The organism is Lentzea sp. NPDC058436, assembly GCF_042721515.1.
Lineage (GTDB): Bacteria > Actinomycetota > Actinomycetes > Mycobacteriales > Pseudonocardiaceae > Lentzea.
In genome coordinates this window covers 124,107-136,865 of sequence record NZ_JBHXLF010000014.1, presented here as the reverse complement: position 1 = coordinate 136,865, position 12,759 = coordinate 124,107, and the positions used below count along the sequence as shown (strand labels likewise).

Sequence of the window (12,759 nt, the reverse complement as noted above, 5' to 3'; positions counted from 1 at the left end):
AGGACTTCGCCGAGCATGTACCCCTTTTCGGCTGTCGTCGGACACGACGACCTCCGGCTCGCCCTGCTGCTGAACGCGGTGCACCCCGCCATCGGCGGTGTTCTCGTCCGCGGCGAGAAGGGGACCGCGAAGTCGACCGTCGTGCGCGCCCTCGCCGCGCTGCTGCCCGAGCTCGAGGTCTCGAAGAACTGCCGTTTCGGCTGCGTGCCCGGTACGACCGACTGCCCCGACGCGCCGCACGACGGCACCGAGAGCCGCCCGGCCCGGCTCGTCGAACTGCCCGTCGGCGCCACCGAGGACCGGCTCGTCGGGTCGCTCGACCTCGAGAAGGCGCTGACCGAGGGCGTGCGGGCGTTCCAGCCCGGCCTGCTGGCGTCGGCGCACCGGGGCGTGCTCTACGTCGACGAGGTCAACCTGCTGCACGACCACCTGGTCGACCTGCTGCTCGACGCCGCCGCGATGGGGCGTGCGCACGTCGAACGCGAAGGCGTGTCGGTCTCGCACCCGTCGCAGTTCCTGCTGGTCGGCACGATGAACCCCGAGGAGGGTGAGCTGCGGCCGCAGCTGCTCGACCGGTTCGGGTTGACGGTGGCGGTGAAGGCGGCTCGTGATGTGAGCGTGCGCACCGAGGTGATCCGGCGCCGGCTCGCCTACGAGGCCGACCCCGTCGCGTTCGCGGCGAGGTGGGCCGGCGAGGACGCCCAGCTCAAGCAGCAGATCACGGACGCGCGCCACAACCTCGCGCGAGTGTCCCTTCCGGACGGTGAGCTGCGCCGGATCGCCGCTGTGTGCGCGGCTTTCGAGGTCGACGGCATGCGCGCGGACCTCGTCGTCGCCCGTGCCGCCAGCGCTCACGCGGCGTGGCGCGGTGCGTCGGAGGTCGAGGAGGTCGACGTCGAGGTCGCGGTCCGGCTGGCACTGCCGCACCGGCGCCGGCGCGACCCGTTCGACGAGCCGGGCATCGAGGAGCAGCAGCTCGAGGACGCGATGAAGCAGGCGGCCGAGCACGCCGCCGAACCCGACGAGGGTCCGGACGACGACGGCCCCGGTGGTGGTGAGCTGCCCGAACCGCAGGAAGGCCCGAAGGGCAACGGGAACGCGCCTCAGGACCGTCCGGCACCGGAGCCGTCGCCCGCGTTCAAGGCGCGGCTGCTGGAGGTCCCCGGAGTCGGCGAAGGCGCGCCCGGCAAGCGTTCCAGGGCCCGCGCGCGCACCGGCAGGATCGTCCGTTCGTCCAAAGTGGACGGCAGTGGTCTGCACCTCGTCGACACGCTGACGAACGCCGCACCGCACCAGGCGACGCGCGGCCGCAGCGGTCCCGGCCTGCTGCTCACCGCCGCCGACCTGCGCAAGGCCGTGCGGGAGGGCAAGGAGTCGAACCTCGTCCTGTTCGTCGTCGACGCCTCCGGGTCGATGGCGGCGCAGAAGCGGATGTCGGCCGTCAGCGGTGCGGTGATCTCGTTGCTGCGCGACGCCTACCAGCGCCGGGACAAGGTCGGCGTGGTGACGTTCCGCGGTAACCAGGCCGAGGTGGCGCTCCCGCCCACCACCTCCGTCGACGCGGCGGCCACCCGCCTCAAGAAGATGCGCACCGGCGGCCGGACCCCGCTCGCGGACGGTCTGCTGAAGGCGCACAGGGTCCTGGAGATCGAACGCCTCCGCGACCCGCGCAAGCGGCCGTTGGTGGTGCTGCTGACGGACGGCCGCGCCACGTCGTCCGGACTCGGCGGCGACCCGACCAAGGACGCTCTGAAGGCCGCCGGACTGCTCGAGAAGACCGCCGTCGTGGTCGTGGACTGCGAACAGGGCCACGTCCGCCTCGGTCTCGCGCAGAAGATCGCCGAGGCGTTGCAGGGCACGTGCGTCCGGCTCGACCAGCTGTCCGCCGACCACCTCGCCGGCGTCGTCCGGGCTGCGTGAGTTCGCGCTGGTCGTCCGGGTGCCCCTTCGTCGGGATTCGGCGAAGCCCAATCACGGCGAAGCGGCGGCCGGACGACCAGCTTCCCGGCGAACTCACCGGAGTCTGCGGAGCAGCGACCAACGAGCAAGGAGAATCCCCAGTGCCTCAAGGACAACCCACCGAGGTGCCGAAGGACGGCCTGACCACCCGCCAGCGCCGCAACCGGCCGTTGCTGATGCTGCACACCGGTGAGATGAAGGGGAAGTCGACGTCGGCGTTCGGCATGGCGCTGCGCGGCTGGAACCAGGGCTGGGACATCGGCGTGTTCCAGTTCGTGAAGTCCGCCAAGTGGAAGGTCGGCGAGGAGTCCGCGTTCAAGGCGCTCGGCCGGCTGCACGACGAGACCGGCGAGGGCGGCGCCGTCGAGTGGCACAAGATGGGCGAGGGCTGGTCCTGGACCCGCAAGCAGGGCACCGAGGACGACCACGCCTCGGCCGCGCGGGAGGGCTGGGCGGAGATCGCGCGGCGGATCGGTGCGGAACGCCACGGCTTCTACGTGCTCGACGAGTTCACGTACCCGCTGCACTGGGGCTGGATCGACGTGGACGAGGTGGTCGACGTGCTGGCGAACCGGCCCGGCCACCAGCACGTCGTGATCACCGGGCGGTACGCGCCGCAGAAGCTGGTCGACGCCGCCGACCTGGTGGTGGAGATGACCAAGGTCAAGCACCCGATGGACGCCGGGCAGAAGGGCCAGCGGGGGATCGAGTGGTGAACAGGCTGGTCGTCGCTCCGGGACATCGGAGGCCCACGTGGTGAACCGGCTCGTCATCGCCGCCCCCGCCTCGGGCAGCGGCAAGACCACCGTCGCGACCGGGCTCATGGCCGCGTTGCGCCGCGCGGGTTCGCGGGTCGCGCCGTTCAAGGTCGGCCCCGACTACATCGACCCCGGCTACCACTCGCTCGCCACGAACCGGCCCGGCCGCAACCTCGACCCCGTCATGGTCGGCGAGCACCGCGTCCCCGGCCTGTTCGCGCACGGCTCCAAAGGCTGCGACATCGCCGTGGTCGAGGGCGTGATGGGCCTGTTCGACGGCCGCGTCGACACCGCCGGCATCGGGTCGACCGCGCACGTCGCCAAGCTGATCAACGCACCCGTGCTGTTCGTCGTGGACGCGCGCGGGCAGAGCCGGTCGCTCGCCGCGCTGCTGCACGGCTTCCGCGGCTACGACCCCACGGTCCGGCTCGGCGGCGTGATCCTCAACCAGGTCGGGTCGGAACGGCACGAGCAGGTGCTCCGGTCCGCGTGCGACGAGGTGGGCCTGGACGTGCTCGGCGTGCTGCCGCGCGATCCGCAGTTCTCCTTGCCCTCACGGCACTTGGGGCTCGTGACGGCGGCCGAGCACGGCGCGGAGGCGGTGTCCGCGGTCGACGCGATCGCCGCGGCGGTGGCCAAGCACGTCGACCTCGACGCGGTGCGCAGGCTGGCGAGGTCGGTGCCCGACATGGCCGTCGCCGCCTGGGATCCGCAGGTCGAGGCCGTGAGCGGCGAACCGGTGATCGCCGTCGCGGGTGGAGCGGCCTTCACGTTCGGCTACGCCGAACACGTCGAGGTGCTGAAGGCGGCGGGCGCGGCCGTGGCCGTCGTCGACCCGCTGCACGACGAGGACCTCCCGGAGGGCACGGCGGGCCTGGTCCTGCCGGGTGGGTTCCCTGAGCAGCACGCCGAAGCCCTGTCGGCCAACACCCCGTTGCGCGAGGCCGTGGCTCGGTTCGCTCGATCGGGCGCGCCCGTGCACGCCGAGTGCGGAGGGTTGCTGTACCTCGCCAAGTCGCTCGACGGGCACCCGATGTGCGGCGTGCTCGACGCCGAGGGGTTCATGACCCCGAAACTGACCTTGGGCTACCGGGACGCGGTGGCGTCCGCGAACTCGCCGCTGCACGCGCCCGGCAGCCGTGTGACCGGCCACGAGTTCCACCGGACCCAGCTGTCCACACCGCACTCGAACCCGCCCGCGTGGCACTGGCGCGGCGTCGACTCGCGGCCCGTCGCCGAGGGGTTCGCGGTGGGCGGGGTGCACGCTTCGTACCTCCACACGCACCCCGCCGGTGATCAAGAGGCCATAGCCCGTTTCGTGCGGGCCTGCCACCCGTTCGTGGCAGGAGTGGCAGACGGTACGGTCTTCGCCTAAGCCCTCCCTCCCCCAAACCCCCTGTGGAGCTGTCGTGACGACGACCGGTCGGGTCACCTTCGTCGGCGCCGGTCCCGGTGCCGCCGACCTCATCACTGTCCGAGGCGCGCGCCGCATCGCGGAAGCCGACGTCGTCATCTGGGCCCCCAGCGCGGTGGACGCCGAGTGCGTCCGCGAGCACGCCCGCGCCGACGCCGACCTGGTCGACTTCTCCCGCGTCACGCAGGAGGAGATCACCGACCTGTACCGCCGCGCCGCCGCGTCGCGCCAGGTCGTCGTGCGCCTGCACACGGGTGACGCCGCGACCGGTGGTGGCGTCCAGGAGCAGCACGACCTGTGCGTGCGCCTCGGCCTGGAGGTCGAGGTCGTGCCGGGCGTGTCCGTCGTCGCCGCCGCTGCCGCGAAGATCGGGCGCGAGATCACGCAGACCGAGGCGTTCTCGACGGTGCTGCTCTCGCCGGAGAGCAGTGAGCGCGTCAGCGAGTTCGCCGCGTTGCAGACCACCATGGCCGCCACGGTCTCGGGCGCGCGCACCGGCCAGTTCGTGGAGAAGCTGCTGCAGGGCGGGTACTCCGAGGCCACGCCGGTCGTCGTCGCGTACAAGGTGAGCCAGGCCGACGAGGTCGTCGTGCACACCACGGTCGGCGAGCTGGAGGCTGTGGTGAAGAAGCACAAGCTCTACCGCCCGACGCTGTTCCTCGTCGGTGCCGCCGTGAAGGCGCCCACGCGTCGTGTGTCGGCCTCGGCGACGACGTCGGTCGACGAGCCGTTGCGCGCCGCCCGTCCGTCGAGCTGGTCCCGCCGTGCCGCCTCGCGCATCGCGGCGCGCGTGGAGGAGCCCGTTCCGGCACGTCCGGACGAGCCGATCCCCGCGGCCGCTCCCGTGACCGAGCCGAACCCGGCGTGGACGGCGGTCGAGGAAATACAGCAGTCGGTGCGCAAGCCCGCCGAGGAGCCGGCGCCCAAGCCGAAGCTGACGGTGGTGGCCGCTGAGATGCCGAAGCCGCCGACGGTCAACGCCTCGACCTCCACGCCGAGGAAGAAGCAGGTCCGCAAGCCCAAGCGGTCCGCGAACTGATGTCGCACGAGAAGCTGCTGGAGGCAGCGGGCCGTCCCGTCGAGGTCGTCGACGCGGCGGACGGCCTGCGCCCCGCGCTGAACGTGTGCCGGGCCCACTCCGCCGTGATCGTCGAACTGGCCGAGGGCATCGGCCCTGCCGAGGTCGGCGCGGGCCTCGCTGGCTGGCGCCGCACGCTGGTCGTGAACGACGGCGACGAACTGACCACAGTGGACCCGCGCGACGCCGTGACCCGCCGCTGGAACTCTCCGGACGCCGTGTTGTGCCTGGCGGACAACGAGTTCCTCCGCTCGAACGACGGCTGGGCGCTGCCGGACGACGCGTTCGCGAGCCGCACGCACGTGCTCGGCGCCGAGGTGCGCGCGTTCGTGCTGGCCCGCCTCGCCCCGCGTCCCGGTGTGCTGGTGTGGGACGTGCTGGCGGGGTCCGGCGCGGTCGGCGTCGAGTGCGCCCGGCTGGGTGCCGCGGTGATCGCGGTCGAACCCGATCCCGTGCAGTGCGTGCGGATCATCGCGAACGCGTCCGCGCACGGCGTCGACGTCCGCGTCGAGGAGTCGGAGCTGGACGCGTCGTCGTTGCCGCGCCCGGACGCGGTGTTCGTCGGCCGCGGGAACCTCAGCGCGGTCAAGGCTTCCGCCGCGGTGTCGGCGAAGCGCGTGGTCGTCGCGACGGAGAGCGTGGACGAGATCGTGCCCGCGCGGGACGCGCTGGTGGCCGCGGGGTACGAGGTCGAGGGCGTGCACTGGACCGCCTCACGCCTGCTGGACTCGGGATTCGCTCCCGCGGTCCCCGTGACGGTGTTGTGGGGAAGCAAGAAGTGATCGGTGAGCGGGCTGGTCGCGGCCAGTCGTGGGGAGCATCAGCGTGATCGGAGTCTTCGCCGGCCCCGCCCAGCGCGGTGACGCCGCCGACCTGGCCGGTCTCCTCGGCTCCGACGCCGTTGTCCCCGACGGTCCCGTCAAGCCCGCCGTCCGCAGCCTGTGGCCCCGCCTCGGTGCCGTCGTGCTCTTCCTGGACGCGGCCTCGGCGGTCCGCCTGATCGCGCCCCTGTTGCGCGACAAGCGATCCGACCCCGCCGTGGTGTGCGTGGACCAGCACTTCGTGGTCGCTCTGGCCGGCGACGCGGACGTGTTCGCCCGCCACGTCGCGGACGCGCTGAACCGCACGGCCGTCGTGACCAGCGGCCCGTCCATCGACTCGATGCTCGACGAGCTGGTCGAGCAGCTGGACGCCACCGCGGATGGCGACGTCGAGGCCTGCACCGCCGCCATCGAGGCGGGCGAGAAGGTCGTGCTGCGCAACCCGTTGAGCTTCCCGCTTCCGGCGCTGCCGCCGAACGTCGTGCCGGGCGGTGAGGACGCGACGTGGGTGATCGTCGTCGACGACCGCGCCGCCGCGACGAAGGACAACGTGCTGCGGATCGTGCCGCGCACGCTCGTCGTCGGTGTGGGCTCGACGCGCGGCGCGTCGGCCACGAGCGTCGGTGCCGCGCTGTCGGAGCTGGACGCTCAGGGCGGCCTGGACCTGCGCGCCATCAAGGCTTTCGCGACGGCGGACGTCAAGGCGGACGAACCCGGCATCGTGGACGCCGTGGAGGACTGGGGTTTCTGGCACGGCGACACGGCCGAGCTGCTGACGTTCCCGACGGAGGAGCTCGCCGAGATCGGTGTGCCGAACCCGAGCTCGGTGGTGCGCAACTCGCTGGGCACCGCGAGTGTCGCGGAGGCGGCCGCGTTGCGCGGCGCGCGGAGCATCGGGCACGGCGGCCCGATCGAGCTGGCGGCCGAGAAGTTCAAGCGGGACAACGTGACCGTGGCCGCGGCACGGGTGCTGCCGCGCGGCCGGCTCGCGCTGGTCGGGCTCGGTCCCGGTTCGGCCGAGCAGCGCACGCCGCGGGCGGAGGCGGAGATCCGGCGCGCCGCGTTCGTGATCGGGACGCCCGAGGCGATCGACGCGGTCGGGCCGCTTCTGCGCGCGGGCACCGAAGTCCGCCACGAGGGCGCGTGCGAATTGGCCTCCAGTGGGGCCGCGGTCGCGTTCGTCGCTTTTGGAACCGGGCCAACGCTGGACGTTCCGGTCGAAGCCGACGTAATTGTTGTTCCCGGAGTCTGGGAACACTGATGTTTTTCCTTCTTTCGTAGGGTTTCTACCGAAGTTCTCCCGATTAGCGTCGCCATGCACACGGCCCACCCCTGCACCGGGCCCGAAAGCACTGGAGACCGGCATGAGAGCCCGTCGTCTCGTCGCTGTCGCCTGCACCGCCGGCGTCGCACTGTCCCTGCTGACGATCACCGCCCAGGCCGCCGCGCCGAAGGAAGGCCTGCGGCTGCTCGCCGTTCGCGACTCCCTGACCGCCACGCACACCTGGTACGAGCAGACCTACGACGGCAAGCCCGTGCTGGGCGCGTACTACGTCGAGCACGTCGACAAGGCGACCGGCGCGAAGACCGTGGACGACGGCCGCCTCGCCCTGGGCTCGGTCGACGTCACGCCCGCCGTCACCGCCGAGGACGCGAAGACCAAGGTCTCCGCGCCGGAGGGCGCGAACCTCAAGGTGCTGCCCGGCACCGGGCTCGTCTACGAGGTGATCTCCGACAACGGCAAGGGATCCGAGCGCACGCTGGTGCACGCGGAGTCCGGCGCCGTCGTGAAGACCGAGAGCCTGGTCAAGCACGCCAACGGCACCGGCAAGGTGTTCAGCCCGAACCCCGTGGCGTCGCAGCAGAACCAGAACCTCAAGGACGCCAACGACGCCGACTCGGCCGTTCCCGCGGCCGCGTACAAGACGGTCACACTGTCCGATCTGGACGGTTCCGGGTACCTCAAGGGCAAGTACGCCACGCTGACCGGCGCCAAGAGCAAGCTCGCGTACAACAAGAACAACAAGTTCGAGTACACGCGCGCCAACGACTTCTTCGAGCAGGTCAACGCCTACTGGGGCGTGACGGAGGCGCAGAAGTTCATCCAGAGCCTCGGGTTCACGAACGTCAACAACCAGGCGCAGAAGATCACCACGCTCGGCTTGACCGAGGACAACTCGTTCTACGACCCGAACAAGGACCAGATCACGTTCGGCACGGGCGGTGTGGACGACGCCGAGGACGTCGAGGTGGTGTGGCACGAGCTCGGCCACGCGATCCAGGACGCCCAGGTGCCCGGCTTCGGCTCATCCCTCGACGGCGGCTCGATCGGGGAGGGCTTCGGCGACTGGTGGGCGTTGATCATGTCCTCCCGCGACGCCCAGGACACGGCCACGACCCCGTTGGCGTGCATCATGGACTGGGACGCGACGGCGTACACGACCGAGACGCCGCACTGCCTGCGCCGCACCGACACGAACCTGACGGTGAGCCAGCGCCAGAACGAGGTGCACTTCGACGGCCAGATCTGGTCTCGGGCGCTGTGGGACGTCTACAAGGCGTTCGGCCGGGACAAGTCGGCGAAGATCGTGCTGGAGTCGCAGTTCTCGTACTCGCCGTCGACCACGTTCGAGGCGGCGGCGAACGCGACCGTCGCGACCGCGAAGAAGCTCTACGGTGACGCGGACGCCGCCACCGTCGCGGCCGCCTTCAAGGCGCGGGGAATCCTCAAGTAGTCAATTGTGAAGTCGGACATGTCCGACTAATGGCGGTTACGCCGCCGAATCTCCGCCCATGACGCTGTGTGTGCCGTTACTTCACACCCTGCACACACAGCGTCATAGGGAAGGACTGGCAACATGGCGAAAACCCTGCATCGCCTGATCGTGTCCGTCGTTGTGTCCGCTCTCGCGAGCATCTTCTTCGTCGCTCCCGCCGCGAACGCGGGCGACGTCTCGCCGATGATCGTCGGTGGCACGCGGGCGAGCACCTCGACGTACCCCTGGGTGGTCTACCTGGCCTCGACCTCCGGTTCCCAGTTCTGCGGTGGAACGCTGGTGAAGGCCAACAAGGTCGTCACCGCGGCGCACTGCGTCTCGGGCCGGTCCGCGTCCAGCACCCGCGTGGTGCACGGGCGTGACGACAAGCAGAGCACCGCGGGCACGGTCGCGAGCGTCACCCGGATCTGGGTGCACCCGAGCTACCGCAGCGCGACGGCCGGCTTCGACGTGGCCGTGCTGACGCTCGACCGCAACATCAGCTCGGCCACCCTGCCGCTGGCCACGCCGTCCGACACCGCGCTGTACGCGGCGGGCAACTCGGCGCTGATCCTCGGCTGGGGCACCACCTCCTCGGGTGGTTCCGCCTCGCGCTACCTGCTCAAGGCCAACGTGCCGCTGACGTCCGACGCGACCTGCCGCACCGCATACCCGCAGTACAGCAACAGCTCGATGATCTGCGCGGGCTTCCCGCAGGGCGGCACCGACACCTGCCAGGGCGACTCCGGTGGTCCGCTGGTGTACGGCGGCAAGCTCATCGGTGACACCTCGTGGGGCCGCGGCTGTGCCGGCGCCGGCTACCCCGGCGTGTACGGCCGCATCGCGACCTACTACGACGTGATCACTGCTCAGCTCTGACCCGTGTTGCAGGGTGCGTGCCTCGGCGCGCACCCTGCACGCATGGCGGATCTGGAAGCGGTGCCCGAGGACTGGTCGAGCGCGCTGGTCGTCGTCGCTCATCCCGATGACATGGAGTACGGCGGTGCGGGCGCTATCGCGCGTTGGACCGGCCAAGGCAAGAACATCAGGTACCTGCTCGCGTGCCGTGGTGAGAACGGCATCGACTCGATGGATCCGGCCGTCTGCGCGCCGTTGAGGGTCGAGGAGCAGATCGCGTCCTGCGCGGCCGTCGGCGTGACCGAGGTCGAGTTCCTGGACCACCCGGACGGCACGATCGAGTACGGCGTCCCGTTGCGGCGCGACATCGCGTCCGCCATTCGCCGCCACCGCCCTGAGTTCGTGATCACCGGCAACTACCGCGAGACGTGGCCCGGCGGTGGGCTGAACATGGCCGACCACATCGCCGTCGGACGCGCGGCCGTCGACGCGGTGCGCGACGCGGGCAACCGGTGGATCTTCCCGGAGCTCGGTCTGGAGAAGTGGGAAGGCGTGAAGTACGTGGCGGCGGCGTCCTCGCCGTTGGCGACGCACGCCGTGGACATCACCGACTCGTTCGACGCTTCCGTGGCCTCGCTACGCGCGCACAAGGCGTACCTGGAGGCGTTGAGCGGCGACATGGCAGACCCGGAACCGTTCCTCCGTTCGATGGCGGAAGCGGTGGGAAAGCGCTTCGGGGGAGTGCTCGCGACCTCTTTCGAGCTGCTGGAGCTGTGACCATGTTCCCTTCGGCTGGACACGGCGTGTCCGGTGTGGATGCTTCTACGCATGCCCTTTGAACAGCACTACCTGGCCGGCCTCGACCTCCGGGGCCGGCGCGTCCTCGTGGTCGGCGGAGGCACGGTCGCGCAGCGCCGCCTGCCTCGCCTGATCGCGTCCGGCGCCGTCGTCGAGCTCGTGTCGCCGTCCGTCACACCCGCCGTGCAGGGCATGGTCGACGCGGGTGAGCTGACGTGGCACGAGAGGCGTTTCGAGGCTGGTGACGTCAACGGCGCGTGGTACGTGGTGGCGTGCACGTCCAACATCGAGGTGAACGCACAGATCGGCGAGGAGGCACTCTCGCAGCGTGTGTTCTGCGTGCGCGCGGACATCGCCGTGGAGGGCACGGCCGTCACGCCGGCGACGGGCACGCACGACGGCATGTTGATCGGTGTACTCGCGGGCGGTGAGCACCGCCGGTCGGCCTCCGTGCGGGACGGGCTCGTGGCGGCGTTGCGAGACGGCCGCATCGCGGACCAGGCCGCACCGCCCGTCGGCGTAGCGCTGGTGGGCGGCGGGCCCGGCGACCCCGAGCTGATCACCGTGCAGGGCAAGCGTTTGCTGGCACACGCCGACGTGGTCGTGGCGGACCGGCTGGCACCGCGCGAGCTGCTGGAGGAACTGCCCGCGCACGTCGAGGTCGTGGACGCCGCGAAGATCCCGTACGGGCGCGCGGCCACGCAGGAGTTCATCAACCAGACGCTGATCGACCGCGCCAAGGAGGGCAAGTTCGTCGTCCGGCTCAAGGGCGGCGACCCGTACGTCTTCGGGCGCGGTTTCGAGGAGCTGCTGGCGTGCGCCGAGGCCGGGATCCCCGTGACCGTGGTGCCGGGCGTGACGTCGGCGTTCGGCGTGCCCGCGTTGGCCGGTGTGCCGGTCACGCACCGAGGAGTAGCACACGAGGTGGTCGTCGTCTCCGGTCACGTAGCACCGGACGACCCGCGCTCTCTCGTCGACTGGTCCGCGATCGCACGGCTGCAGGGCACCGTCGTGTTGATGATGGCCGTCGAACGAGCCGGTGCGTTCGCCACGGCACTGATGGAAGGCCGCCCCGGCGCGACCCCCGTCGCCGTGATCCAGGAGGGCAGCACGGCCTCCCAGCGCGTCTACAGGTCCACTTTGGACACGTTGGGCGCGGACGTGAAGGCCTGGGAGGTTCGTCCCCCGGCGATCATCGTGGTGGGCCCGGTCGCCGACATTGCTCCAGCAAATAGTTAGATAAGTTTCTTTACAAAAGCCGCCAAGCCGGTGGACTCTGCATTCACGCCGCCAAGTCCACCGGTTCGCGGAGGCCCGAATGAAACGCGCCCTGTCTTTGGCGGCAGGAATTTTGCTAGCGATGTCCGGTTTGGTTGGTTCTGTGTCGGCCAACGCGGCATCCCAACAGGTCTTCTGGACCTTCTACGGCTGGTACGACAACACGCCGCCCGGCGGCGACATCGCCTACCCCGGCCTCCACGACACGGCGGGCGGCAAGGGCACGTGGTCCGACCCGATCACGTTCGCCACCTCCAGCAAAGAGGCCAAGCCGGGCACGAAGATCTATTTCCCGCGCGTGAAGAAGTACTTCGTCATGGAGGACTCCTGTTCCTCGTGCGAGCAGGACTGGAACGGCAACGGCCCCAACGGCGGCCCCAAGCTCTGGCACTTCGACGCCTGGATCGGCGGCAAGGGCGGCAACGCCATGAACGCCATCGACTGCGAAGACGCCCTGACGAACTACCACGACGACGGCAAGCCGGTGATGGAGGAGACCATCCTCAACCCGCCGTCGAACCTCACCGTCGACCCGACGCCGATCTTCAACACCTCGACCGGCGAGTGCTACGGCGGCGCCAAGCCCAAGACCACCAACGGCGAGTACAAGAACGTCTCGACCGGCAAGTGCCTGCAGGGCGGCGCTTCCGGCGCCCAGCTGACGACCGCGACGTGCAACGGCTCGGTGTCGCAGCAGTTCAAGTTCCACGGCGCGTTCATGGAACAGGGCTCGCCGCAGCAGTGCACGACCTTGTCCTCGGGCAAGGTGCTGCTGAGGAAGTGCGACGGCGGGCCGGCGCAGCAGTGGTCCATCAACCCGAACAAGACGATCTCGGACATGCAGTACAACACCAAGTGCTACCGGGACGCGTCCGGGAAGGTGACGGCGGCGTCCTGTTCCGGCTCGGCCGCGCAGTGGACGTTCAAGGCGTGGCCGGGAAGTGAGCGCGTAGCGGAACGATCGAGGGTCGCTTCCAGGACCAGGAAGCGACCCTCCTGATTTCAAGATCTTTTGTCACCTTCGGGGCTCTGTGGGCTC

General features: G+C 70.4%; 11 protein-coding genes. All 11 read left to right on the top strand.

The genetic code is table 11. The features are described from left to right. Positions 1-15 precede the first annotated feature (15 nt). Positions 16-1,920 (top strand): putative cobaltochelatase, encoded by a 1,905-nt coding sequence (locus tag ACFWN2_RS34220; RefSeq protein WP_382434542.1) that lies wholly within the window; start codon positions 16-18, stop codon positions 1,918-1,920. 140 nt (positions 1,921-2,060) lie between these two features. Further along, positions 2,061-2,675: a cob(I)yrinic acid a,c-diamide adenosyltransferase gene (cobO, locus tag ACFWN2_RS34215; protein WP_382434540.1), complete on the top strand. Its 615-nt coding sequence runs from the start codon at positions 2,061-2,063 to the stop codon at positions 2,673-2,675. 40 nt (positions 2,676-2,715) lie between these two features. Continuing rightward, on the top strand, positions 2,716-4,092 hold the full coding sequence (locus ACFWN2_RS34210) for a cobyrinate a,c-diamide synthase (RefSeq protein ID WP_382434595.1): 1,377 nt from the start codon (positions 2,716-2,718) through the stop codon (positions 4,090-4,092). Positions 4,093-4,126: 34 nt separating this feature from the next. Continuing rightward, entirely contained in the window at positions 4,127-5,170 is a 1,044-nt protein-coding gene (locus ACFWN2_RS34205) for an SAM-dependent methyltransferase (protein ID WP_382434538.1), read from the top strand. After that, positions 5,170-5,991, top strand: a complete 822-nt coding sequence (locus ACFWN2_RS34200) for a hypothetical protein (protein ID WP_382434536.1) — start codon at positions 5,170-5,172, stop codon at positions 5,989-5,991. The genes ACFWN2_RS34205 and ACFWN2_RS34200 overlap by 1 nt, the downstream gene beginning before the upstream one ends. A gap of 43 nt (positions 5,992-6,034) precedes the next feature. Continuing rightward, positions 6,035-7,291: a cobalamin biosynthesis protein gene (locus ACFWN2_RS34195; RefSeq protein WP_382434534.1), complete on the top strand. Its 1,257-nt coding sequence runs from the start codon at positions 6,035-6,037 to the stop codon at positions 7,289-7,291. Between the two features lie 103 nt (positions 7,292-7,394). Next, entirely contained in the window at positions 7,395-8,765 is a 1,371-nt protein-coding gene (locus tag ACFWN2_RS34190; protein ID WP_382434532.1) for a M36 family metallopeptidase, read from the top strand. 123 nt (positions 8,766-8,888) lie between these two features. Continuing rightward, a complete protein-coding gene (locus ACFWN2_RS34185; protein WP_382434530.1) occupies positions 8,889-9,665 on the top strand; it encodes a S1 family peptidase in 777 nt (258 codons plus the stop codon). Between the two features lie 42 nt (positions 9,666-9,707). Next, on the top strand, positions 9,708-10,421 hold the full coding sequence (locus ACFWN2_RS34180; RefSeq protein ID WP_382434528.1) for a PIG-L deacetylase family protein: 714 nt from the start codon (positions 9,708-9,710) through the stop codon (positions 10,419-10,421). A 51-nt stretch (positions 10,422-10,472) separates the two neighbouring features. Beyond that, a complete protein-coding gene (gene cobA, locus ACFWN2_RS34175; protein WP_382434526.1) occupies positions 10,473-11,681 on the top strand; it encodes a uroporphyrinogen-III C-methyltransferase in 1,209 nt (402 codons plus the stop codon). Positions 11,682-11,802: 121 nt separating this feature from the next. After that, positions 11,803-12,720: a hypothetical protein gene (locus ACFWN2_RS34170; protein WP_382434524.1), complete on the top strand. Its 918-nt coding sequence runs from the start codon at positions 11,803-11,805 to the stop codon at positions 12,718-12,720. Positions 12,721-12,759 lie beyond the last annotated feature (39 nt).

Excerpts from the sequence above, each read along its gene's own strand:
- ACFWN2_RS34180 (WP_382434528.1), top strand. The coding sequence starts at position 9,708 with ATGGCGGATCTGGAAGCGGTGCCCGAGGACTGGTCGAGCGCGCTGGTC.
- ACFWN2_RS34170 (WP_382434524.1), top strand. The coding sequence starts at position 11,803 with ATGTCCGGTTTGGTTGGTTCTGTGTCGGCCAACGCGGCATCCCAACAG.
- ACFWN2_RS34220 (WP_382434542.1), top strand. The coding sequence starts at position 16 with ATGTACCCCTTTTCGGCTGTCGTCGGACACGACGACCTCCGGCTCGCC.
- ACFWN2_RS34185 (WP_382434530.1), top strand. The coding sequence starts at position 8,889 with ATGGCGAAAACCCTGCATCGCCTGATCGTGTCCGTCGTTGTGTCCGCT.
- ACFWN2_RS34190 (WP_382434532.1), top strand. The coding sequence starts at position 7,395 with ATGAGAGCCCGTCGTCTCGTCGCTGTCGCCTGCACCGCCGGCGTCGCA.
- ACFWN2_RS34200 (WP_382434536.1), top strand. The coding sequence starts at position 5,170 with ATGTCGCACGAGAAGCTGCTGGAGGCAGCGGGCCGTCCCGTCGAGGTC.
- cobA (WP_382434526.1), top strand. The coding sequence starts at position 10,473 with ATGCCCTTTGAACAGCACTACCTGGCCGGCCTCGACCTCCGGGGCCGG.